Here is a 23,685-nt window from a genome sequence, read left to right as displayed (position 1 = left end):
TTACTTCAGCTCGTCGGTGTCGACCTGGTGCATCAGGCCGAAGCACTTGATGAAGGGGTTGGCCATGCGCGGATCCTTGAGCATTCCCTTGTAGTCCCCGACCAGGAATTTGAGCTTGCCGGTGGCGAAGGCGCTGCCCAGGCCCATCATGCCGACGCCGTTCTCGATCCACTTCAGCCAGTCCTTGAGGTCGGCGCGCATGTCCCAGTTCGCTGCCGGTTCGCTCTCGCTCCAGGCGCCGGCGTGCACGCACTCGCCCTTCTCGACCACGAACAGACCGCGCGGGGTCTCCTCGTTCTTGAAACCGCAGTAGACCACGGAGTTGAAGTCGATCTCGGCAAGGCGGTCGCGCACCTCGGGCTCGGCGTTCCAGGCGTCTTTGAACTGCTTCATCCAGTCATCTGAAAAGAGAGCGGCCATTGGTTCCATATCCTCCTGTGGATTACTGCAAATGGGTGCCGGCCGATTCTATCAGGAACCCGATCACGGGATGGGGCGGCGTGGGGACAGGGTCACTCGAAACGTAGCGAGAACCCGGCGTTCGCCAGTCGTTCGGCCTCTTGCTCGAGTTCCAGCCGGTTGAGCGGGTGCGCCTCGAGCCAACCGTCGGGGAAGCGCAGCACGAGCGTGCGTTCGCCGGCCTCGATCTCGGGACAGGGCTTGCGCTCGTCGGAGCGGGCGCGGCGCATCAGCACCGCCAGGCGCAGGATCAGACAGAGCCACTCGGTGCTCTCGCGCAGCGACTCGGGCAGTGACTGGATCTCCTGGGTGGGGAACTTGCGCCGGTGGCCGAGCACCAGGGCGGCGAGCACGGCCTGCTCGCGCCGGGTGAAACCGGGCAGGTCGGCGTTGCGCAGCAGATAGGCGCCGTGCTTCTGGTATTGGCTGTGGGCGACCAGCAGCCCGATCTCGTGCAGGCGCGCCGCCCAGCCGAGCATCAGCTGGTGCGTCGGGTCCTGCAGCGACCAGGCCGTGACGAGCTGGCGCAGCAGATCGAGCGCGCTGGCGCGCACCCGCTGGGCGTGGGTCTGGTCGATCTGGAACTGGCGCGAGAGGGTGGTGACGGTGCGCTCGCGCACGTCTTCGTGCTGGTCGCGCCCGGCCATCTCGTAGATCAGCCCCTCGCGCAGGGCGTAGTCGCAGACCTGCAGGTGCTCGATGCCGAGGGTCTCGAAGATCGCGCACAGCACCGCCACGCCGCCGGCGAACACCGGGCGGCGCTCTTCCGAGAGTCCCTTGAAGTCGAGCGCCGCGACCCGCCCGCGCGCGACCAGGGCCTCGCGCAACCGGCTCAGCGCGGCAGCCGAGATGCCGTCGTCGCACCAGCCCTCGGCGCGTACCACGGCGGCGATCGCGCGGATGGTCCCGGAGGTGCCCACGGCGGTCTGCCAGCGGCTCTGGCGAAAGAGTTCGCGCACCGGGCGGACCTCGAGCGCGCCGGCGAGTGTCGCCTTCTCCATCGCCCGGGCGGTGATCCGCCCGTCCTCGAAGTAGCGCTGCGACATGCTCACGCAGCCCATGTGCAGGCTCTCGCGCAGCCGTGGCGAAAAGCCCATGCCGATGATGATCTCGGTGCTGCCGCCGCCGATGTCGACGACCAGCCGGCGCTCGGCTCCGGCGGCCAGGCCATGTGCCACGCCGAGATAGATCAGTCGCGCCTCCTCGCGTCCGGCGATGACATCGACCGGGTGGCCGAGTGCGGCCTCGGCGCGCTCGACGAAGCCGCACTCCGGGTTGATCTGGCGCAGGGTGTTGGTGCCGACGGCCCGTACCGTGCCCGGCGGCAGGCTGCGTAGACGCTGACCGAAGCGCTCCAGACAGGCGATGGCGCGGGTCTCGACCTCAGGGTCGAGGGTCTTGTCCGCGCGCAGTCCGGCGCCGAGTCGGACCATCTCCTTGAGCCGGTCGGTGATGCGCATGTGACCGTCGTCGACCTGGGCGACGATCATGTGGAAGCTGTTGGAGCCGAGGTCGACGGCGGCGACCACCTGGGGCTCGGGGTTGGCGGGTTGCGGGGCGTCTGCGGGCATCGGCTGGATCCGGCGGAGAGAGTCGAGGCGCGAAATGGTAGCAGAAGCAACCGCTGCGCCGTCATCTCGGCATCGCTCAGGGCGCGACCGGAACAGTCCGGGGGTGGTGAGTCATCTCACAGTTTTGAAAGAAAAATTCGCATTGCAGGGCTTGTTTGATCGCTGTCAAACGCGGTGTGGCATGCCCTTGCGTGCGGTATGCCTTAGGTGCAGAGTCACATGTTGCTGGAATGGCGCGTATCGCGTGAGGGAATAGAATGCGTTCGAGTTTGGCGAGGCCTGCCAACGAGATAGGGGCCTCGGCTTGGGATTCAAGCGGTTCGACTGGACGGGGGATGTCCGGGACCAGAAACCGGCCTTGATCGTGGGCGAGAGACTCGACGTCGCAGGCGTTAGGAATGGCTGGCCTGGGTGCATTCTGTCGGGGAATCCGTCCTGTCGCGATCAATCATCAACAAATCAAACGCGCTCCAGAGTGGCCGATTTCGACCGCCATTGACGAGGACTCACAGGTATCCGACATGCGACGTATCAATGACCTGCCGATCTGGGTGCGCCTGATGGCCGCCATGTGGCTGATTCTGGTGCCGGCCTGGACCGGCATGATCTTCTGGGCAGCCAGCGAGCAGCGCCAGACCGCCATCGATCAGGCAGCGGCCTTCGCCGACACCCTCCACGAGATGACCATGGCCGGGCTCACCACCCTGATGATCACCGGCACCATCTCCCAGCGGGCGGAATTTCTCGACCAGATCGTCGAGCTGCGCAATCTCAACGACTTGCGGGTGCTGCGAGGCCCCGGGGTCGCCGATCAGTATGGTCCGGGCACCGAGGACGAGCATCCGCGCGATGAGGTCGAGCGGGAGGTGATCGCGACCGGCGAGCCCTACATGCAGCTGTCGGAGGACGGTAGCGTGCTGCGCTCGGTGGCGCCGGTGTTCGTGCGTGAGGACTATCTGGGCAAGAACTGCACCATGTGTCATTCGCTGCCGCCGGTCGACTCGGTGCTCGGCGCGGTGAGCATGGAGATCAGTCTCGACGACGTCAATGCCAGCGTCGACAGGTTCGGTATCAGCATCCTCTCCGTCGCCATCCTGTTCAGCCTGCCGGTGCTGCTGCTGCTCTATATCTTCACTTCGCGCTTCGTCACCCGACCGATGCGCCAGATGACCATGGGGCTGCGCGGCATCGCCGACGGCGACGGCGATCTCACCCATCGCCTGCCGGTGAAGGGCAGCGACGAGATCGGTCAGGCCTCGAGCGCCTTCAACGCGATGATGGACAATTTCCGCGATCTCATCGGTCGCGTGCTCGCCTCCACCGCGCAGTTGACCCAGGCCGCGCGCGACCTCGAGTCGATCACCGACATCACCGACTCGGGTTGCCGTCGGCAGCGCTCCGAGGTCGATCAGATGGCCACCGCGATGAACGAGATGAGCGCCACCGCGCAGGACATGGCGCGCAATGCCCAGCAGGGCGCCGAGGCCACGCGTGAGGCCAATGACGCGGCACAGGCGGGCACCGAGGTGGTCTCCGGCACGATGAAACGTATCGAGCAGCTCGCCGAGGAGATCCAGGACGCCTCGACGGTGATCCGCGACCTCGGCGCCGACAGTGACGAGATCGGCAAGGTGCTCGATGTGATTCGTGGGGTCGCCGAGCAGACCAACCTGCTCGCGCTCAACGCCGCGATCGAGGCGGCGCGCGCCGGCGAGGCCGGGCGCGGCTTCGCGGTGGTCGCCGACGAGGTGCGCAACCTCGCCAATCGCACCCAGAACTCCACCCAGGAGATCCAGGCGATGATCGAGCGGTTGCAGCAGGCCAGCCGTCGCGCGGTGAGCGTGATGGACGAGAGTCGCGATCATGCCCAGGTCAGTCGCGAGAGCGCCGCCGAGGCCGAGACCGCGCTCAACGCCATCACCCAGGCGGTGGCCACCATCAATGACGTCAACAGTCAGGTGGCGAGCGCGGCCGAGGAGCAGAGCGCGGTGGCCGAGGAGATCAATCGCAACGTCACCTCCATCTCTGACGTCTCCGACCGCAACGCCGAGGGCGCCAAGCAGACCACCGACGCCTCGGACCGGCTGGCCAAGCTCGCCGCCGAACTCGAGGCCGTGGTCGGTCGCTTCCGCATCTGAGTCCGCCCGACGACGTCCTGTCCCGTCACGCCGCCCGGCGTGGCGGGGCGCTTAATCGGCAGCCGGCGTCTCTCCCACTTCCACCCGATCACGACCCGCCGACTTGGCGCGATAGAGCGCCCGGTCGGCGCGCTCGATCAGCTCCTCGGGGCGTTCGTGCGCACGCGCCTCGACCACGCCGATCGAGGTGGTCACCGTGCCCACCCCGGAGGCCGGCGGTTTCTGGCGGAAGCGGATCGCCGAGACCTGCTTGCGTACCTGCTCGGCCAGCGCCACGGCCCGTTCCAACCTCCCCTCGACGATGATCGCGAACTCCTCGCCACCGTAGCGGGCGACGAACACCTGCTCGTCGCGCAGACCGGCGAGCAGCTGACCGGTGATCTGCAACACCCGGTCGCCCATCAGATGACCGAAGGTGTCGTTGCACTGCTTGAAGTGATCGAGATCGAGCAGCAGCAGGCAAGTCGGCGCCTCCGGGTCCTGGAGCGCGCGCAGCAGGGCGTGATCGAAGGCGCGACGGTTGGGGATGTTGGTCAGCGCGTCGACCAGGGCACGCTGCTGGGTGCGGGCGAGTTCCTGCTTGAGTAGCTCGACCTCGTCACGGGCCGATTGCAGCTCGCCCTGGAACTCCTGGTGCATGCCCTCGACCGCACGGGTGTCGGCGAGCAGCTGCGAGAGCGTCTCCTGGATCAGCGCCGGGTCCGATGCCTGCTCGAGGATCTGGCGCGCCTCGCGCAGCGAGTCGCCGTACTGCTGCGAGCCGGCGAGGTTGCGGGCCACCGCACGGGCGAGCTGGGCGACCAGGCTGACGAGCAGGTTCTGCGCCTTGGGGTTGTTGGGCAGATAGTTCTTGATGAAGTACTTGAAGAACAGCGATTCGCTCTTCTTCGCGCTGTAGCTGCCGGAGACCGGGAACTCGGCGAGCAGCTCGCGGCTGAGTTCGGGGTTGAGCCCCTGGACGTGGGCATACCACAGTGCATAGTTGTAGGGCGTGGGCGGGATGCCGCGCTGGACCATCAGCGGGATGGCCTTGCGCAGATAGTCGGCCGAGGTCTCCAGATCCTCGTTGAATTCCAGCATGTCTCGACTCACGGCAGGATGCGGATTGGCGTGCCATCGCGCACCATGCGCCAGATCTCGTCCATCTCGTCGTCCTGGACCGCGATGCAACCGTCGGTCCAGTCGCGCGTGGCGTATTCGCGGCGCACCCGCTCGGAGCGGATGTGGTTGGGCTGGCCGTGGATCATGATCATCCCACCGGGGTCATGGCCGAGCAGCCGCGCGGTGGCGCGGTCGCGTTCGTTGGGGTAGGAGATATGAATCGACTTGTAGAAGCTACTGTGCGGGTTGCGCCAGTCGAGCACATAGTCGCCGATCGGGGTGCGCTCGTCGCCGGCGCGGAACTTGTGCCCCACGGGCGCGTCACCGAGCGCCACCCGGTAGCTGCGCAGCAGGGTCTCGCCGTGCCACAGCTCGAGGCTGCGTTCGGACTTGTGCACCACTACGCGATCGGCCTGGTCGGGCAGCGGACCGGGGGTCCCGGCACAGCCGGCGAGGAGCACGATGAACAATAGGATTGGCCACGATGGGTGTGCCGCGGGTGCGCGCCGTTGGAGGCCGGGCGGGTTGGACGGGAGACACGAGGCATCGCGTGGCATCGCTGGGTCCTGGTGGAAAGGTCGGTTTCGGCTAGGTGAGGGTGCGAGGGTGGAATTCTAAGCACGGCGCCGCTGCATGCACAGTGCTTTTCGACACCGCGCACCTCTGTGCGCGGTGTCTCCGGGTCTGCTCAGAAGTGGGGCAGGGCGCGCATGAAGAGGGTCTTGAGATAGGCCGTCTCGGGGATCGCCGGATGCACCGGATGATCGGGTCCCTGTTGGCCGACCTCAAGCAGCTGCAGACTGCGCGCGCTCTTGCGTGCAGCCTGCTGCACGGTACGCTGGAAACCGTCGCGGCCCATGTGGAATGAACACGAAGCGGTGACCAGTAGGCCGCCGGGCTCGAGCAGCTCGAGGCCCAGGCGGTTGAGCCGCTGATAGGCCTGGGTGCCGTCCTTCTCGTCCTTGCGGCGCTTGATGAAGGCCGGTGGGTCGAGGATCACGGTATCGAAGCGCGCACCCTGGTCGCGCAGCTCGCGCAACACCTCGAAGGCATCGCCTTGCAGCGGCTCGATGCGATCACTCAGACCGTTGCGCGCGGCATTGGCCGCGACCCGCTCGAGGGCGCTGGCCGAGGCGTCGACGGTGGTGACCCGGTGCGCGCCGAGATGCGCCGCGCGCAGGCTCCAGGCGCCGACATAGCTGCAGACATCCAGCACCCGCTCGCCGACGCCGTAGCGGGCGAGCCGTTGACGGTTCTCGGCCTGGTCGAAGAACCAGCCGGTCTTCTGCCCGGAGAGCGGCGCGACCTCGAACGCCAACCCGCCCTCCTCGAGCACCAGGGTGTCGTCCGGCTCGCCGAGCGCGACCTCGACCTGCTGGTCGAGCCCTTCGAGCGCGCGCACCGCAGTGTCGTTGCGTAGCACGATCGCGCGCGGACGCAGCACCTGCTCGAGCGCGGCGAGCAGCTCGCCACGTACCCGCTCCATCCCGGCGGTGGTGATCTGCACGCTGAGCAGGTCGCCGTAACGATCGACGATCAACCCCGGCAGCCCGTCGCTCTCGCCGAAGATCAGCCGATAGTAGGGCCGCTCGTAGAGTCGCTCGCGCAGCGCCAGGGCATCGCGGATGCGCTGGATCCACAGCGCCGGGGTGAGGTGGCGCTCCGGGCTGCGGCTGACCAGCCGGGCACAGATCAGCGAGTGCGGATTGACATAGCCGTGTCCGAGCCAGCGCTCGCGATTGCTGAGGATCTCGATCGCTTGGCCGGGTTCGAGCTGCTTGAGCGGGGTCGCCTTGGTGTCGATCTCGTTGCTGTAGATCCAGCAATGCCCGGCGAGCAGCCGGCGCTCCTGGTCCTTGCGCAACAGGATGGGTTGGGGGTTCATCGTTGGAGGTCTACCGTTGTCTGGTGATCGTCTGCGTGTTCGGTGCGGCGTCCGTGTCTCGGGACGGGTGGGCGCGGCCCTGATGCTCGCTCCGGCGCGCCGCCGTCGGTGTGTGTCGGCCATCAAGACTACCAGAAGCGACGATCGCGCGAGCCGGCATGGAAAGGTCGCGCTCGTGCTCCCACTCTCGAAGGCAGACCCGGGACCCGTTCGTCCAACGATCGCGACAGACCAGCAGAGGTGAGTCCATGCCGAGCGTCACGCTCCCCGCAGCAGGCGGTCGCAACCGTCTCGATGGGGCCACCAGCCCCTATCTCCAGCAACACGCCGACAACCCCGTCGATTGGTGGCCCTGGTGCGACGAGGCGCTGGCGCAGGCGCGCGAGCGCGACCGTCCGATCCTGCTCTCGATCGGCTACTCGGCCTGTCACTGGTGTCACGTGATGGCGCACGAGTCCTTCGCCGATCCAGAGGTCGCGACGCTGATGAATCGCGCCTTCGTCAACATCAAGGTCGATCGCGAGGAGCGTCCCGACCTCGACGGGCTCTATCAGCGCGCCCACCAGCTACTCAACGGCCGTGGCGGCGGCTGGCCGCTGACCGTGTTTCTCTCCCCGCACGATCTGCGCCCCTTCTTCGCCGGCACCTATTTCCCGCCGACGCCGCGCCACGGCCTGCCGGCCTTCACCCAGCTGCTCGCCGGGGTCGAGCGCGCCTACCGCGAACAACACGACAAGATCCTCCAGCAGGGCGAGAATCTGATCGAGGCGTTTGCCGGGCTCGAACCCGAGCCCGGCGAGCGCCCCCCCGAGCGCAACCTGATCGGCGCGGCGCTGAACCAGCTCGCGGTCAGCTTCGATCCCAGGCACGGCGGTTTTGGCGGTGCGCCCAAGTTCCCGCACGCCCCGGAGCTGGCGCTGCTGCTGCGCTGCGCGGCGCGCGGCGATCGTCCCGGCGAGGATGCGCCGGAGCCACTGGAGATGGCCCGCGTCAGCCTCGAGCGGATGATTCGCAGCGGTCTCAACGACCAGCTCGGCGGCGGCTTCTGTCGCTATGCGGTCGATGCCCAGTGGATGATCCCGCACTTCGAGAAGATGCTCTACGACAATGCCGCGCTGCTCGCGCTCTGCTGCGACCTCCACGCCTGCACCGGCGAGCAGCTGTTTCGCAGCGCCGCCGAGTCCACCGCCGACTGGGTGCTGCGCGAGATGCAGTCGCCCGAGGGCGGTTATTACTCGAGCCTGGATGCCGACAGCGAGGGCGAGGAGGGACGCTTCTATCTGTGGGAGCGCGAGCAGGTCCGGGCGCTGCTGCCCGAGGCCGAGTACCGGCCCTTCGCCGCCGTCTACGGGCTCGACCGACCGCCGAACTTCGAGGGCCGCTGGCATCTGCACGGCCATCTCACCCCGGCGGCGGTGGCCGCCGCCCAGGGGCTCACCCTCGAACAAGTGCAGTCGCTGCTCGGCGCGGCGCGCGCCACCCTATTCGCCGAGCGCGAGCGGCGCGTGCGCCCGGGTCGCGACGACAAGGTGCTCGGCGCCTGGAACGCGCTGATGATCGGCGCCATGGCGCGCGCCGCGCGGGTGCTTGAGCGCGACGACTATCTGGAGTCGGCCGAGCAGGCGCTCGGCTGCGTGCGTGAGCGACTGTGGCGCGATGGCCGCTTGCTGGCGAGCTGTCGCGACGGTCGCGTGGCCTTCGACGCCTATCTCGACGACCACGCGTTGCTGCTCGCCACAGTGCTCGAGCTGTTGCAGACGCGCTGGTCGAGCGCCGACCTGGCGTTCGCCATCGAGCTGGCCGAGACCCTGCTCGCGCGTTTCCACGACCCCGAGGCAGGCGGTTTCTGGTTCACCGCCCACGATCACGAACGTCTGATCCACCGCACCAAGCCGCTCGCCGACGAGACCCTGCCCGCAGGCAACGGGGTCGCAGCGCTGGCGCTGCAGCGTCTCGGTCATCTGGTCGGCGAGCCGCGCTATCTCGCCGCCGTTGAGAGCACGCTGCGTCTGGCCGCGACCGCGATGCGGCGGCTGCCCCACGCCCACGCCACCCTGCTCTGCGCCCTCGACGAATGGCTCGACCCGCCCGAGCAACTGGTGATTCGCGCCAGTGAGGAGCTGTTGGCGAGCTGGCGGCGCGAGGCGCAGCGCGGCTATCGCGCCGATCGACTGGTGTTTGCCATCCCCGATGAGGCCGAATCGCTGCCACCGCTGCTCGCGGCCATGGCACCCGGGCCGCGTCCGCGGGTCTATCGCTGTGTCGGCACCCACTGCGAGGCGCCGCGCGAGCAGCTCTGAGTCGCGCGCCGCCCGCCCCTGATGCGCCGCCGTCGGCGGCGCAGTATCGAGACCAATGGATCGCTGCTGCGATCGAGGAGCCCTGGATGACCCGCAACCCACCGCGCCGTGCGCTCGCGCTGCTCGACTGGATCTACAACCCGCTGCGCCGGCTGCCGGTGAGCGCCGTCTACGACCTGCTCGGCACCGACTCGCCGGCCGCCGACGGGCACTATCTCAACCTCGGCTACTGGGCCGAGGCCGACGAACTCGACGCTGCCTGCCGCGCCCTGGTCGATCTGGTCGGCACGCGCGCCGGCATGGCGCCGGGCAAGCGGGTGCTCGATCTCGGCTTCGGCTTCGGCGAGCAGGACCTGCAGTGGATGCGCACCCTCGGCCCCGAGGCCATCGTCGGGCTCAATGTCACCGGCTCGCAGGTGGCGCTGGCGCGCGAACGGGTGGCCGCCGCCGGCGAGGCTGCGCGCATCGACCTGCGCCAGGGTTCGGCCACCGAGCCGGGGCTCGAGTCAGGGTCGTTCGATATCGTCGTCGCGCTCGAGTGCGCCTTCCATTTCCGCACCCGCGAGCGCTTCTTCGCCGAGGCGCTGCGGCTGCTGCGCCCGGGCGGGCGGCTGGTGCTCGCCGACATCCTGCCGCTGGCGCCGGCCGAGGGCTGGTCGCAGCGGCTGGCGCAGCGGTGGTCGTGGCGCGAGGTCGCCACCAAGTTCGCGATCCCGACGGAGAACGCCTATCCGCGCGCCGAGTACGCCGAGCGGCTGCGTGCCTGCGGCTTCACCGGGGTCGAGGTCGAGTCGATCCGCGACCGGGTCTATGCCCCGCTGCACGCCTATCTGCGCGCCAATCCCGAGCGGCTCTCGACCCTGCCGCCGGCGCTGCGCACGGCGGTGCGCTTCGGGCTGTGGCTCGAACCCGAGACCGTGTTCGCCGGGCTCGACTACGTGCTCGCCAGCGCCGAGCGTCCGGCGACGGATCAATAGATCCAGGGGATGAACTTGCTCACGCGCTGGGTGTAGTCGGCGTACTCGGGGTGACGCTCACGCAGCCAGCCCTCTTCCTTGCCGGCCTTGTAGTCGAAGAACAGGAAGCCGATGACCAGGATCGCCAGATGCGTCAGGCTGAGGCTGAACAGCACCCAGGCGAGCGCGGCGAACAGCTGGCTGCTGTAGAGCGGGTGGCGCACCAGGGCATAGATCCCGTGCTGGACGAGCTGGTTGTGATCGACCGGGTAGGGCAGCGGGGTGAGGTAGTCGCGGATGTGTAGTGAGCCGACCGCGCCGAGCACCATGGCAAAGGTGCCGAGCGCGATCAGCACCGCCCAGCGCAGCGGCGCCATCGCCTCGAGGATGCCGGGGGTGAGCCAGGGGTTCCAGCTCGGGGTGAGGACGAAGCCGAAGAAGAGCACGAACTGGAGGACGACGAGGTGCTCGCCGCGTCGGCCCTGGAGACGGGATAAGAGGGACATGATGACTCCTTGCGCGATGGATGATGGGTGGTCGGGGTGGCCGTCGGTCGGTCGTCGGCGCCGGCTGCGGGATGCCGGATGCGGCGGTTTTCGATACACTGCCGGTCCTTGAGAATCAAGCCATCCGGTGATTTCGAGTCCCGTGCCCACATCCAGCCAACCCGCCCAGCCCGGCTTCATCTGGCCGATCCGTGTCTATTACGAGGATACCGACGCCGCCGGCGTGGTCTTCTACGCCAATTATCTCCGCTTCTTCGAGCGCGCGCGTACCGAATGGTTGCGTGAGCTTGGCTACGAGCAGGACGAGCTGCGCGCACGCGAGGGGGTGCTGTTCGTGGTGCGTCGCGTCGAGATCGACTATCTCGCCGCGGCACGCTTCAACGAGCGGTTGAACGTCCATACCCGGCTGACCCGGATCGGCGGGGCGAGCATGGCCTTCGACCAGGAGCTGGTGCGCGAGGCCGACGGCGAACTCTGTTGCCGGGGCACGGTTAAGGTGGGCTGTATCGATGCCGCGGGCGAGGCGCTGCGCCCGACGCGTATCCCGCCCCGGCTGCTCGCCGACATTCGCCGTACGGTCGCGGAGTGACGCCTCATGACCTCTGATCTGTCGTTGTTGGCCCTGGTGATGCAGGCAAGCCTGGTGGTGCAGTTGGTGCTGCTGATCCTGGTGCTCGCCTCGGTCGTCTCCTGGACCATGATCATCGATCGCGCGCGGGTGCTCGGTCGGGCGCGCAAGCTCGCCGACGCCTTCGAGGAACGCTTCTGGAGCGGCGGCGATCTCAGCGCGCTCTATAAAGAGTTGGGACAGGACGGGCGCAGTGCGCGCGGGCTGGCGGCGATCTTCCGCGCCGGCTTCAAGGAGTACGTGCGCATGCGCAAGGCCGACGGCGTCGATCCGATGACCGTGCTGCAGGCGACAGAGCGGGCGATGCGCGTGGCGCTGAGCCGCGAACTCGACCGGCTCGAGAGCAATCTCGCCTTCCTCGCCACGGTCGGCTCGATCAGCCCCTATGTCGGGTTGTTCGGCACCGTCTGGGGCATCATGCAGGCCTTCCATGCCCTCGGTAACGTCGAGCAGGCGACCCTGGCGCTGGTCGCGCCGGGTATCTCCGAGGCGCTGATCGCCACCGCCATCGGCTTGTTCGCCGCCATCCCCGCGGTGGTCGCCTACAACCGCTATACCGATCAGGTCGAGCGCCTCAGCAACCGCTACGAGGAGTTCATGGAAGAGTTCTCGACCTTGCTGCAACGTCAGGGGCGGGGCTGAGCCCCGGGAGTATCCGAGCCTTGAGCAGACGCGCGCGCAGTCGCAATCGCCGCCGCTTGGTGGCCGAGATCAACGTCGTCCCCTATATCGACGTGATGCTGGTGTTGCTGGTCATCTTCATGGTGACCGCCCCCATGATCACCATGGGGGTCAAGGTCAACCTGCCGCGCGCCCAGGCCGGGGCGGTCACCTCCGAGAGTGGTGACTCCGTGGTGATCAGCGTCGATCAGTTCGGCGACTACTACATCGACATCGGTGAGGACCGCGACCAACCGGTGGGCGAGGAGGCGCTGTTCGAGCGCATCGGCAAGGTCCTCGACTACGCCCCGCAGACGCCGGTGCTGGTCAAGGGCGACAGCGCCGTCGACTATGGCCGGGTGGTCAACGCGATGGTGATCGCCCAGGCCGCCGGGGCCGCCGAGGTCGGACTCATCACCCTGCCGCCGGAGCATGACGGACCCTGACCATGTTGCAGATCCTGCGGCGTGACCCCGGGGCGCTCTACTGGTCGCTGGGGCTGCATCTGCTGTTCGCGCTGCTGCTGTTCGTCGGCGTGCGCTTCACCCAGGACGCGAGCAACGGCGGCGATCGCCCGCGCGTGGTCCAGGCCAGCGTGCTCGGCGATCCGGCACTGAGCGCCCGTGTCCAGGAGGTGCGCGAACGGCTCGATCCCGAGGCGCGCGCCGAGGCCGAGCGCCGCGCCGCCGAGGAAGCCGCCCGCCGCGAGGCCGAGCGTCAGGCCGCTGCGGCTCGTGCCGAGGCTGAGCGTCGCGCCGCCGAGGAGGCCGCCCGTCGCGAGGCCGAGCGTCAGGCCGCCGCGGCTCGTGCCGAGGCCGAGCGTCGCGCCGCCGAAGAGGCCGCCCGCCGCGAGGCCGAGCGTCAGGCCGCCGCGGCCCGCGCCGAGGCTGAACGTCGCGCCGCCGAGGAGGCCGCCCGTCGCGAGGCCGAGCGTCAGGCCGCCGCAGCCCGTGCCGAGGCTGAGCGTCGCGCTGCCGAGGAGGCCGCCCGTCGCGAGGCCGAACGTCAGGCCGCCGCAGCCCGTGCCGAGGCTGAGCGTCGCGCTGCCGAAGAGGCCGCACGCCGTGAGGCGGAACGCCAGGCCGCTGCGGCGCGCCAGGAGCGCATCGCGCGCGAGGCCGAGCAGATGGCCGCACTCGAGCAGCAGCGATTCGAGGACGAGATCGCGCGCGAGGCCGAGCGACTCGAGGCCGAGGCGGCCGAGACCGCACGCCGATCGTCGCCGGTCGTCGCCGGCGGCGGTGGTGGCGGGCTGAGCAGCGCCGAGCAGCGCCAGGTCGATTACTACAAGGGCGCGATCGGCGATCGTGTCCGCCAGCACTTCGCCTATCCGCCCGGTATGTCCGAGGGGTTGAGCGTGGAGTTCGAGGTGCGGGTGACCTCGGCGGGTTACATCGTCCCGGGGAGCGTGGCGATGCAGCGCTCCAGCGGCACCCCGGCCTTCGATCAGGCAGCGCTCGCCGCGCTGTGGCGCGCCGAGCCGCTACCGGTGCCCACCGGGGCACTCTTCGACCAGTTCCGTGAATTCACCTTTACCTTCCGACCCTGAGCAGGGGGCGTGTCATGACCCGATCCATCCAATTGTTGCTGATCCTCTGCGTCCTCCTGGCGGCTGCGCTGCCCGGCGCTGCGCTGGCGCGGCTGAACATCGAGATCACCGGCGGGGTCGAGGCCGCGCAACCGATCGCCGTGGTGCCCTTCGGGTTCGCGGGAGGCGGGAGCGCCTCGGTCGATCCCGGCGCGGTGATCGCCGCCGATCTCGCCCGCACCGGTCGCTTCGCGCCGATGCCGACGCGCGACATGCTCGACCAGCCGACCACCCACGAGGAGGTCGACCTGCGTGACTGGCGTCTGCTCGACATGAACAATCTGGTGATCGGGCAGGTCGTGCGCGAGGGTGCGCGCTACCGCATCAGCTTCATCCTCTACGACGTCTTCCGCGGCGAGCGCCTGGCTGGCGCCACCCTAACGGCCACCGCCGCCGGGCTGCGCAACGCCGCGCACCGCATCGCCGACCAGATCCATGAGACGCTGACCGGCATCCCCGGCGTGGCCGCCACCCGCATCGCCTATATCAGCGCCACCGGCCGCGGCGAGAACGCCCGCGTCACCCTGCAGGTGGCCGACGCCGACGGCTACAACCCGCAGGTGATCGTCTCCTCGACCGAGCCGATCATGTCCCCGGCCTGGTCGCCGGATGGGCGCCGCATCGCCTATGTCTCCTTCGAGAGCCGCCGTCCGGCGATCTATGTGCAGGAGCTGGCCAGCGGTCGGCGCGAGCGGGTGGCGAGCTACCCCGGCATCAACAGCTCGCCGGCCTTCTCGCCCGATGGCCGGCGTCTGGCAATGACCCTGTCGAAGGACGGCAATCCCGAGATCTATGTGCTCGATCTCGACTCGCGCGCGCTCACCCGGCTCACCAATCACTTCGCCATCGACACCGAACCGGCCTGGTCGCCCGATGGCTCGCACCTGGTGTTCACCTCCGGGCGGGGCGGCAATCCGCAGATCTATCGCGTCCCGGCCAGCGGTGGGGCGGTCTCCCGGGTGAGCTTCGAGGGTGACTACAACGCCTCCCCGGTCTATGCCCCCGATGGTCGCTCGATCGCCATGGCGCGCCGGATCAACGGCGCCTTCCGCATCGCCTTGCTCGATGTCGAGCGCGGCTTCTCGCGTCTGCTCAGTCGCGGGCCGCTCGACGAGTCGCCGAGTTTCGCGCCGAATTCGAGCATGGTAATTTACGCCACCACCCATGGCGGTCGCGCGGTGCTCGCCGCCGCTGCCGTCGACGGCGGTGCCAATCAGCGTCTCACCCAGGGAACCGATCAGGTGCGCGAGCCGGCCTGGTCGCCCATGGTGCAGTAAGGAGTCAGACTCATGCGCATCCACCCTTGGTCCCTGTTGCCCGGCGTCCTCCTGCTGGTGCTCGCCGGATGCTCGACCACGCCCCGCCAGGACACGGACGGCGCCGCGGTGGACGATGCGACCGGCCGCGCCGGTGCCGGCGCCGGCGCCGGCGCGGAGGTCTCGACCGCCGGCATCGACGGCGCGGGCGCCCGTTACGCCGGTCCCTGGGAGGACCCGGCCAACCCGCTCTCCAAGCGCGTCATCTATTTCGGCTATGACAACGCCGAGATCGCCTCCGAGTACGTGGCGCTGATCCGCACCCACGCGCGTTATCTCGGCACCCATCCGCAGGTGCGTGTCACCCTCGAGGGCCATACCGACGAGCGCGGCACCCGCGAGTACAACCTCGCGCTCTCCGATCAGCGCGCCGATTCGGTGCGCCGGGTGATGCTCGCCGAGGGGGTGCGTGGCGATCAGCTCGAGGTGATCGGTTATGGCGAGGAGCGTCCGGCCTCGCCGGGACAGAGCGAGTCGTCCTGGCGGCTGAACCGGCGTGTGGTCATCGAGTACTGAGGAGGCGCGAATGCGAGTCCCGCAGAGAGTTCGTGGCGGCCTCGGGGTCGTCGTCGCCCTGGTGCTGAGTGCCGCCGCCGCGCCGGTGCTCGCCGCCGACGCCCGGCTCGAGGACCGGGTGGCGCGGCTCGAGCGCGTCATCGAGCACCAGCGTGGCTCGGCCGTCGAGCTACAGCTTCAGCAACTGCAGAGCGAGATGCAGGCGCTGCGCGGTCAGGTCGAGGTCCAGCAGTTCGAGATCCAGCGTCTCGAGCGCCAGCTGCGCCAGCAGTCGATCGACATCGACGCCCGGCTCAACGGCGCGCGCGCGCGCCCCGAGACCCCGGAGCCACCGGCCGCGCTCGAGGCCCCGGTCGATATCAACCAGCCCGAGCCAGCGCCCGCGCCGGTTCGATCGGCCACGCCCGCCGCTGCCCTCGGTGCCGGCGTCCCCTCGCTGCCGAGCCCGGAGACTGCCGCCGGCGACGAACGTGACGCCTACGGCAAGGCCTTCGATCTGCTCAAGGCGCGCAAGTACGACCAGGCCCGCGCCGCCTTCGAGTCGCTGCTCGGGCGCTATCCGCAGGGACGCTATGCCGACAACGCCCGCTACTGGCTCGGCGAGACCTTCTATGGTCAGCGCGACTACGACGCCGCGCTGACCGCCTTCGAGGATCTGGTGCGCCGTCACCCGGCCAGCCCCAAGGTCCCCGGTGCGTTGCTGAAGATGGGCTACATCCACTTCGAGCAGCGCGATTTCGAGCAATCGCGCGCGCGCCTCGAACAGGTCATCGACAACTACCCCAACAGCACCGAGTCGCGCCTGGCTCGCGCGCGTCTGGCGCGGCTCGACGAGGTCGAAGGCGTCGCCACCGGACGCTAGGGTTTACATCGCGCCGATGGTTTACGTATAATCCTCGGTCTTCGGCGCCCTTAGCTCAGTTGGTAGAGCATCTGACTTTTAATCAGGTGGTCGTTGGTTCGAACCCAACAGGGCGCACCAGAAAATGCAACGGCCCGGACGTTCAGCGTCCGGGCCGTTTTTCGTTACAGCTGAACTTCGTCGATATCCAGGCGTGGCGCGCCACGTCTCGGCGCGGCTCCGGTTCCGCGCTTCGATACCCCGCCCAACGATCGGAAACCCGTTCACTTTGCCGTCATTGCCGCTTGCAGAGCGGAGTGGTGATGTCGCCCGTCCGCTGTTCCTCCGCCGTACGTGTTGATCGCGCCTCCTGTGGTGTGGCTGGTTTGTGTGCGTCGCGTGTGTGCGGAGTGAGGGTCGCTATCGCATTGATGGGGGTTTTGTCGGGTTCGAGTATGAGTTGACGAACACATATCGAAGTGCTTTATTCATTACCAGATTGACGTTAATTCTCCACAGGAGGGAGTCGTGACCGATTTGTTGTCCACCATGCGTCAAGCCGTACAGGCGTCCCCCGGTCTGCGTATCAACGCCAAGCTCAGCCCGCTCAACGGGGGGCATCACATCCTGCCGCCGACCTATGCCGATGCGCCCCATGGTCACAACATGACCCAGCCGGACGAGCACGGGGTCGCCGCCTGGGTCAGCATCGACAGCGCCGCCTCGTTCGCCAACCGGGTCGAGGAACAGCTGCTGCGCTGTGGTCTGGACCTAGCCCCCGTGGCGGTGCAACTGCCCGATGGCACGCACCTGTCGACGCTGCAGATGCCGCATCGCGCCTTCGACGCCATCCTCCGCGACTCACAGCTCAATGGCACCCGTTTCGAAGACACCGAGATCGGCCGGGCGGTGTTCGGCGCCTCCCCGGTCGATGCGACGGGGCTGTTGCGTCATGACCCGGCGGTGTTACTGCTTGGTGGCTGGGATTCCACCCGGTTGGGGCGTCGCGGCGGGCGGGAGCGGAAGTGGGCGGCGGCGCTCAGTGTCGAGATCGCCGGCGCCGGGGCGCGCCCGGTGGCGCGCGCTGGCGGCAGGCTCGACCCCCTGGGCATCCCCAGCGATGTTGCGACCATCCTCCACGAGGCGGGGGAGACCGATTATCAGCTGCTGCCCGAGGGCGAGCAGGCGCCGAGCGGTGCCGCGACCAAGCGTCCCTCTGAGATCAACCACGGCAATATCGCCCCGACCCTGAAGCCCAAGGGCGTGCTGGTCGACTCGATCGCGCTCAATGGCGTGCTCAGCCTGTCGCGGCTGCGCCGGTATCGCTTCGGGGAGGACGAGGCCACCAATGTGGCCGCGCGAACCCTGCTCGCCTGCATGGGCGTCTACGGGGTTGCCGCCGTACTGGAGGATGGGCTCGATCTGCGGCGTGACTGCGAGCTGGTCGCCACCGAGGTGCACTGGTCGATCCCTGTCACCGGGTCGTCCGAGGCGACGCCGCTGACGATCACCCGGGCGACGGCGCTGGAGGCGTTGCGCGCGGCGCGCGAGGCGGTTGCGCTGGCCGCGCCGGTGACCTTCGCCCCCGGCCCCAACCTGGAACAGCTCATCGCGCGGAGTCGCTAGCATGCTGACGCTGCAGATGGATTTACTCAACGGGTGCTACCACGCCGCCGACCCGATGGCGCCGAGCGAGCCGGAGTGGCCCCTGGCGGTGGATCGGACCTTTCAAGGGTTGGTTGCCGGTGCCTACGAGAGCGGTCAGGACCCCGCGCCGCTACGTGCACTCGAGGGGGTGGCGCCGGAGTTGCGCTTCGGCCCGGCGCGGCGCGCGCGTCATGGCACCCTCTATGTGCCGGCCGCCTACAAGGCCAAGCAGACCCGGGTGGCCAAGTACGACCCCTGCATGGTCGAGATTCGCGATCCGGTGGTGATGTGCTGGCCGGGTGTGCCCGCCGAGTTGCGTGCGCCGATCGCGGCGATTGCCGCCGAGGTCGATTATCTCGGGCGAGCCAAGAGCCCGGTTTCGTGCACGGTGCTCGATGAGCCGCCGGAGCTGCCCCGGCGCCTGGTGCCGGACGCCGACGGTGATCGATTCCTGCGTGTGCCCCAGCAAGGGCGGTTGGACGAACTCGACGCGGCCTTCGAGGCCGGGCTGCGAGCACCGATCGCACCGCTGGTGGCCTACGCCGATTCGCGCGTGCGTCGTCGGCCCTCGCCCTGGGGTGAGCTGCTGGTACTGCGACCGGGGCGTGAACTCTCCATCCGCCGTGCCGCCCGGCTCGCCGCGGCGCTGCGGGCCGCGGTGCTGAGCATCGCCGGCGATGACGCCTCACCGTTACTGCACGGACACGACGGTGCCCACGCCGCCTGGTGCGTGCTGCCGCACGTCGGTCATCGGCATGCGCGTGGTCAGGTGTTGGGATTGGGGCTGTGGTTGCCGCGTGGGATCGACGAGGACGCGCGTGCCCAGTGCGCCCTGGCGCTCGCTGGGGTGCGCCATCTCCAGGTCGACGGGATGCGGGTCGAGCTGTCGCGACAGCCCGCGCATCGGCCGCCGCCGGCCGGTCTGCACCGCGCCACCTGGGCGCGTGCCGCGACCCGTTGGGCGAGCGTCACCCCGGTGGTGCTCGACCGTCATCCCAAGAAGGGGGAGGCGGTGGAACGGCTGATCGCCGACTCGGTGGAGATGGCCGGCTACCCGCGTCCGATCGAGGTGCGGGTCGGTCAGCAGGGGCCGTTCATCGGCGTGCCGGTCGCCCGCGACTTCCGCCCGCGTGGCCGCCATCGCTGGATGCATGTGGCGCTGGGGTTCGATCGCGCCGTCGCCGGGCCGCTGCTGATCGGGCGCGAGCGTCACTTCGGCATGGGGCTGATGCGACCGGAGGACGGGGCATGACCACGACGCGCGAGCAGACCGCCGAGTCGGCCGACTTCGATCGCTGGTACCGGCAACGCCACGGCTATCCGCCCTTTCCCTGGCAGTCGGCCCTCGCCGCGCGTGTCGCCGCCGGCGACTGGCCCGAGGCGTTGAGCGCGCCGACCGGGTGCGGCAAGACCGCGATCGTCGACGTCTGGCTGTGGGCGCGGCTGCGCGGCCACGGCGTGGTGCCGCGCCGCCTGGTCTATGTCATCGACCGACGGCTGGTGGTCGACGGGGTCGGTGATTATGTCGAGCGGCTGATCGATTCCCTGCCGGTGTCCGATCGCCCCGGGCTCGCCCGGCTACGCGGCGGCATCACCATCGACGAGGACTGGCTGGCCGATCCGCGACGCCCCGCGGTGCTCGTCTCCACCATCGATCAGGTCGGCTCGCGGTTGCTGTTCTCCGGCTACGGCGTCTCGCCCCGGTCGGCGCCGATCCATGCCGGGCTGCTCGGCAACGATGTGCTGTTCGTGCTCGACGAGGTGCATCTGGCGCAGCCCTTCCTGCGCACGCTCGCGCATATCCAGGCGCTGCGCGGGGAGGCGATCACGTTGCCCTGGCGGGTGCTGGTGATGTCCGCGACCTGGACGGGCGAGCGCACACACGGGCTCACCGACGCCGATCTTGCGCACCCGGTGCTCGCCTCGCGGCTGCGTGGCGCCAAGCCGGCGCGGTTGGTGAAGTTGCGCAAGGACGCGCGGCGTGAGCGGGCGCTCGTCACCGAGGCGCGGGCGATGCGGGCGGCGGGGGCCGGGGTGATCGGCGTGGTCTGCAACCAGGTGGCGCGGGCGCGCGCGGTGTTCGAGGCGCTGCATGCCGAGGACGAGGCGGTGCTGCTGACCGGTCGGGTGCGCCCCGGCGATCGCGCCGCCTTGCTGGAGACGACTCTGCCACGCATCGCGGTGGGTCGTCGCGAGGCGGGGCGCGCGCCGCTCTACGTGGTGGCCACCCAGACCATCGAGGTCGGCGCCGACCTCGATCTCGACGCCTTGGTGACCGAGTGCGCGCCGCTCTCGGCGCTGCGTCAGCGCGCCGGGCGGCTCAACCGGGTCGGGGCGCTGGGTTCCGCGCCGATGGCCATCGTCCATCGACTGGACAAGCACGATCCGGTGTACGGCCCGGCCGTCGACGATGCCTGGCGCTGGCTCTCGAAGGTTGCCAGTGGCAAGCCCAAGCATGTCGACTTCGGGCTGGTGACGATGGCGGCGCTGATGGACGCCGAGCCACCCCCGGAGGAGTCCGCGCCGGCCTCGCCGTTGCTGCTCGATGCTCATGTCGAGATGCTCTCGCGTACTGGCATCCCCCACGGGGTCGAGGTCGCTCCCTGGCTGCACGGCTGGGAGCGCGGGACGCCGGACGTCTATCTCTGCTGGCGCGCCGAGCTGGCCGATCCCGACCCGAGCGCTGCGCTGCGCCTGGCGCCGCCGATACGCCACGAGCTGTTGGCCGTTCCCCTCCATGCGCTGCGTCGATGGAATGCCGACATCGCCGATGTCGAGGGCACGGTATCGGCGCAGCACCCGAGAGACACCGAGCGGTGGGGGAGGCCGCTGTGGCGTTGGGATGGCGAGACGGTCAGCCGGGTGTCGATCACCGAGGTACGCGTCGGCGATACCCTGGTCCTGTCCCCCGAGGTCGGTGGCTGCGACCGTTATGGCTGGGCGCCCGATTCCTCGGCCACGGTGGTCGATCTCGGTGACGGCGAGCGGCGGGTACGGCTCCACCCCAAGGTCCATCCCGAGCTGGCCGAGGAGATCCTGGCATTGCTCGACGCCGAGACGACCACCACCGAACAGTGGCGGGCGCTGGCGCGTCGGGCCGGGCTGCAACGACCGGGGCGAGTGCTCGCCCATGCACGCGGCTGCGTGGTGCTGGCCGAGTCGGCCTGGAGCAGCGACGGCGCATTCAGACCCGTGGCGCTGGCCGACCATTCGGGCACGGTCGGCGCGCGGGCGGAGGCGTTCGCCCGTGGTGTCGGGCTCGATGGTGAGCTGGTCGACGTGCTGCGTCGGGCGGGCTGCGGCCATGATCTCGGCAAGGCCGATCCGCGTTGGCAGGCGGTGGTCGGCGGTGACATCGACACCCCACTGGCCAAGGGGCCGGGGGGCGATCACGGCTGGTTGACGCTGCCGCGTGGCTGGCGACACGAGATGGCCTCGGCGGCGCGGCAGCGCGAGCCGCTGCTGCGTCATCTCGTCGGTGCCCATCACGGCCACGGTCGGCCTCTGCTGCCGTGCGCGCCGGACCCCGCGCTGTGGCACCGCCTCGACGACTGGCCCGAGGTGTTCGCGACGCTGCAACGACGGTTCGGCCCCTGGGGGCTAGCTTATCTGGAGGCCTTGTTGCGGCTGGCCGATTGGAGCGTGAGCGAGGAGGAACAGCGGTGCGACTGACGGCGCTACGAGCGAATAATCCGGTGGCGGTGATGGCCGCCTACGGTGTCCTGCGCCTGCTGCCCGAGGCACGCCTGCGCTGGCGCGATGTGCATCCCGAGCTGGAGTGCGAGGGCGATCCCGTCGCACGCCTGGCGGCGCTGCTGCCGGCGCGACTGGCCGCGCCGGAACACACCCGGCTGGATGATCCGCGCGACAACAATATCGGAGGTGTCGAAGGGTTCCGGCGCCTGTCCGAGGAGATCCCGTCCGAGTGGCTGGCGGCCTATGCCGCCGAGCGTGCGGACGGTGTTCGTGATACCGGCCTGCTGCTGCTCGGGGGGCGGCATCGCTTCGTCGCCAATGCGCGCGATGTCATGGCTGCGCTGGCTCGGCGTGATGATGTCGGTGCCGCGCTCCAAGAGGCGCTGTTCGGTCCCTGGCGCTACGCCGACAAGGTGATTGCCTGGGGTTGGGACGCGGCGGCGCGGATCGACCCCGCAGCCTCGCCTCGCGATGTCTCCAGCACCCCCAAGTTCGGCGTCGCCGGGGCCTATTGGCTGGCCTGGGAATCGTTGCCGCTGTGGCCGATGGTCAACGGGCGCACCGTCGGCATGTCACCCCGGGAGTGGCGCTATCCGGTCTGTGCCGAGTGGGTCGGGTGCGAGATGTTGCGCGCGCTGATCCTGGGCGGTGAGCGGTTGGCGCATCGGGAGCGCGAGGCGCTGGGGGTCACCTACTGGTCAGCGGCCTTGCTCAGTGGCGGCAAGTTCGGCAAGGTGCTCGGCTGGGCGCGCCCCGCTGTTGCGCGAACCTGAAGTGACCGGCAAAACCCTGGGAGGTTCACGCAGATCAGGTTGTTTTACGAAACAAAGACTTGTGCGATTTGATTCGATCTCGAACGAGCGTTTGCGTCGATTTACCCAGGAGTTCGCGAAAATCGGGAGTTTTTTCCTGGCTGCGTGGCGACTTGAAGACACGCAGACTCATCCCTCCCGCGGGAGGGCTTCGTTGAAGGACCACGCTCGGGGTCGCTGTGGGCGCGGCCTCGCTGGACTCATCCCTCCCGCGGGAGGGCTTCGTTGAAGGACCACGTTGGGGGTGGCCGTGGGCGCGGCCTCGCGACTCATCCCTCCCGCGGGAGGGCTTCGTTGAAGGATCCCTAGCGCCCTCCTGCTCATCCTCGCGTTCGGGACTCATCCCTCCCGCGGGAGGGCTTCGTTGAAGGCTGAGCACCGCTATCAACCGAACCAGCGTGCTCGCGACTCATCCCTCCCGCGGGAGGGCTTCGTTGAAGGAGGGAGCAAAACTTGAAGTATTTCAGTGACATCGAACGACTCATCCCTCCCGCGGGAGGGCTTCGTTGAAGGAGGCGCTCGAACTCGCCGACGGCGGCATCCGCCACGACTCATCCCTCCCGCGGGAGGGCTTCGTTGAAGGGCTGCTCGCGTCGAAACCATCAACACCCTGGACGCGACTCATCCCTCCCGCAGGAGGGCTTCGTTGTAGGATGCCGGATTGCCGTTAGGCACGGTGTGTGGAGCACTCATCCCTCCCTCGGGAGGGCTTCGTTGTGGTTGGCGGATGGATGGCATGGTTGTCCGATCGGCGGTTCGCCGACGGTGCTCGCGCGTCGCGGGCTGGTCTCGGGGTACGTCGGATAAGCTTGTCAGTCATTCGCATCTCGGCTAGACCACGATAAGGTGCGTCGGAACGTTGCCGCTCGGCGGGGCTTCCGATGCTGTTGCCGCTCGCCGGAGTTCCTCGGGCGTCAACGCCCGGTATACTGTGCCGCTTTCGTTGCCAGTCATGCGATGCTGGTCTTTCAGGGATGGAGTCCAGTGCGTGATTATGCTGTGGTTGAGCAGGAATAGTGTCCATCAGGCCTCCGGCAGGCGGTGGGCGCGCCAAGGATAGAGATG

At 68.8% G+C, this 23,685-nt stretch carries 20 protein-coding genes, 1 tRNA gene and 1 CRISPR repeat array; of the genes, 15 read left to right on the top strand and 6 right to left on the bottom strand.

Features of this window, described 5'->3' with window-relative positions; translation table 11 throughout:
- Both MARPU_RS11180 and MARPU_RS11175 read right to left on the bottom strand, forming a co-directional pair.
- Window positions 1-420, bottom strand: a complete 420-nt coding sequence (locus MARPU_RS11180; protein ID WP_005223663.1) for an SCP2 sterol-binding domain-containing protein — start codon at window positions 418-420, stop codon at window positions 1-3.
- A 92-nt stretch (window positions 421-512) separates the two neighbouring features.
- Complete coding sequence (locus tag MARPU_RS11175; protein ID WP_005223664.1) at window positions 513-2,030, bottom strand: Ppx/GppA phosphatase family protein; 1,518 nt, start codon at window positions 2,028-2,030, stop codon at window positions 513-515.
- A 521-nt stretch (window positions 2,031-2,551) separates the two neighbouring features.
- On the opposite strand from MARPU_RS11175, the gene MARPU_RS11170 reads away from it, so the two are divergent.
- The gene (locus MARPU_RS11170) at window positions 2,552-4,168 is read left to right on the top strand and encodes a methyl-accepting chemotaxis protein (RefSeq protein ID WP_005223665.1); all 1,617 of its coding nucleotides are present in this window, start codon (window positions 2,552-2,554) and stop codon (window positions 4,166-4,168) included.
- Window positions 4,169-4,219: 51 nt separating this feature from the next.
- Here MARPU_RS11170 and MARPU_RS11165 read toward each other — a convergent pair whose 3' ends face one another.
- From MARPU_RS11165 to MARPU_RS11155, 3 genes are all read right to left on the bottom strand, one after another.
- Complete coding sequence (locus MARPU_RS11165) at window positions 4,220-5,248, bottom strand: GGDEF domain-containing protein (protein WP_005223666.1); 1,029 nt, start codon at window positions 5,246-5,248, stop codon at window positions 4,220-4,222.
- 8 nt (window positions 5,249-5,256) lie between these two features.
- Window positions 5,257-5,730 carry a L,D-transpeptidase family protein gene (locus tag MARPU_RS11160; RefSeq protein ID WP_051415208.1) on the bottom strand — a complete coding sequence of 158 codons (474 nt, stop codon included), beginning with the start codon at window positions 5,728-5,730 and terminating at the stop codon, window positions 5,257-5,259.
- 227 nt (window positions 5,731-5,957) lie between these two features.
- Window positions 5,958-7,154 (bottom strand): class I SAM-dependent rRNA methyltransferase, encoded by a 1,197-nt coding sequence (locus MARPU_RS11155; protein WP_005223668.1) that lies wholly within the window; start codon window positions 7,152-7,154, stop codon window positions 5,958-5,960.
- A 248-nt stretch (window positions 7,155-7,402) separates the two neighbouring features.
- Here MARPU_RS11155 and MARPU_RS11150 point away from each other — a divergent pair, with 248 nt between their 5' ends.
- Entirely contained in the window at window positions 7,403-9,454 is a 2,052-nt protein-coding gene (locus MARPU_RS11150) for a thioredoxin domain-containing protein (RefSeq protein ID WP_005223669.1), read from the top strand.
- An 86-nt stretch (window positions 9,455-9,540) separates the two neighbouring features.
- A complete protein-coding gene (locus tag MARPU_RS11145) occupies window positions 9,541-10,431 on the top strand; it encodes an SAM-dependent methyltransferase (protein WP_005223670.1) in 891 nt (296 codons plus the stop codon).
- Here MARPU_RS11145 and MARPU_RS11140 read toward each other — a convergent pair.
- A complete protein-coding gene (locus tag MARPU_RS11140) occupies window positions 10,425-10,916 on the bottom strand; it encodes a methyltransferase family protein (protein WP_005223671.1) in 492 nt (163 codons plus the stop codon). The two genes, MARPU_RS11145 and MARPU_RS11140, sit on opposite strands and share 7 nt — an antisense overlap.
- Before the next feature lie 142 nt (window positions 10,917-11,058).
- On the opposite strand from MARPU_RS11140, the gene ybgC reads away from it, so the two are divergent.
- The 12 genes from ybgC to MARPU_RS11080 all read left to right on the top strand — a co-directional run bounded on the left by ybgC (window position 11,059) and on the right by MARPU_RS11080 (window position 22,581).
- The gene (ybgC, locus tag MARPU_RS11135) at window positions 11,059-11,505 is read left to right on the top strand and encodes a tol-pal system-associated acyl-CoA thioesterase (RefSeq protein ID WP_005223672.1); all 447 of its coding nucleotides are present in this window, start codon (window positions 11,059-11,061) and stop codon (window positions 11,503-11,505) included.
- A 6-nt stretch (window positions 11,506-11,511) separates the two neighbouring features.
- Complete coding sequence (gene tolQ, locus MARPU_RS11130) at window positions 11,512-12,186, top strand: protein TolQ (RefSeq protein ID WP_005223673.1); 675 nt, start codon at window positions 11,512-11,514, stop codon at window positions 12,184-12,186.
- Between the two features lie 20 nt (window positions 12,187-12,206).
- Window positions 12,207-12,650: a protein TolR gene (tolR, locus tag MARPU_RS11125; protein WP_005223674.1), complete on the top strand. Its 444-nt coding sequence runs from the start codon at window positions 12,207-12,209 to the stop codon at window positions 12,648-12,650.
- 2 nt (window positions 12,651-12,652) lie between these two features.
- Window positions 12,653-13,753, top strand: coding sequence for a cell envelope integrity protein TolA (gene tolA, locus MARPU_RS11120; protein ID WP_025275296.1), 1,101 nt, complete (start codon window positions 12,653-12,655; stop codon window positions 13,751-13,753).
- Between the two features lie 14 nt (window positions 13,754-13,767).
- Entirely contained in the window at window positions 13,768-15,069 is a 1,302-nt protein-coding gene (tolB, locus tag MARPU_RS11115; RefSeq protein WP_005223176.1) for a Tol-Pal system beta propeller repeat protein TolB, read from the top strand.
- Window positions 15,070-15,081: 12 nt separating this feature from the next.
- Window positions 15,082-15,624: a peptidoglycan-associated lipoprotein Pal gene (gene pal, locus MARPU_RS11110; protein ID WP_005223178.1), complete on the top strand. Its 543-nt coding sequence runs from the start codon at window positions 15,082-15,084 to the stop codon at window positions 15,622-15,624.
- Between the two features lie 10 nt (window positions 15,625-15,634).
- A complete protein-coding gene (ybgF, locus tag MARPU_RS11105) occupies window positions 15,635-16,486 on the top strand; it encodes a tol-pal system protein YbgF (RefSeq protein ID WP_005223179.1) in 852 nt (283 codons plus the stop codon).
- Between the two features lie 44 nt (window positions 16,487-16,530).
- Window positions 16,531-16,606: transfer RNA gene (locus MARPU_RS11100), tRNA-Lys, on the top strand.
- Window positions 16,607-16,993: 387 nt separating this feature from the next.
- Complete coding sequence (gene cas7g, locus MARPU_RS11095) at window positions 16,994-18,091, top strand: type I-G CRISPR-associated RAMP protein Csb1/Cas7g (protein ID WP_005223180.1); 1,098 nt, start codon at window positions 16,994-16,996, stop codon at window positions 18,089-18,091.
- 1 nt (window position 18,092) lies between these two features.
- Window positions 18,093-19,364, top strand: a complete 1,272-nt coding sequence (gene csb2 / locus MARPU_RS11090) for a type I-G CRISPR-associated protein Csb2 (RefSeq protein WP_005223181.1) — start codon at window positions 18,093-18,095, stop codon at window positions 19,362-19,364.
- Entirely contained in the window at window positions 19,361-21,784 is a 2,424-nt protein-coding gene (gene cas3g, locus MARPU_RS11085) for a type I-G CRISPR-associated helicase/endonuclease Cas3g (RefSeq protein ID WP_005223182.1), read from the top strand. The genes csb2 and cas3g overlap by 4 nt, the downstream gene beginning before the upstream one ends.
- 32 nt (window positions 21,785-21,816) lie before the next feature.
- A complete protein-coding gene (locus MARPU_RS11080) occupies window positions 21,817-22,581 on the top strand; it encodes a type I-G CRISPR-associated protein, Cas3-extension family (protein WP_156929268.1) in 765 nt (254 codons plus the stop codon).
- 165 nt (window positions 22,582-22,746) lie between these two features.
- A CRISPR array of direct repeats spans window positions 22,747-23,341; the repeat unit is 35 nt; unit sequence GACTCATCCCTCCCGCGGGAGGGCTTCGTTGAAGG.
- Window positions 23,342-23,685 lie beyond the last annotated feature (344 nt).

Origin of the sequence: Marichromatium purpuratum 984 (genome assembly GCF_000224005.2) — a bacterium.
Classification (GTDB): Bacteria; Pseudomonadota; Gammaproteobacteria; order Chromatiales; family Chromatiaceae; genus Marichromatium; species Marichromatium purpuratum.
Note: the sequence above shows the minus strand (reverse complement) of the source record. Positions and strands in the feature narration are given on the sequence as shown.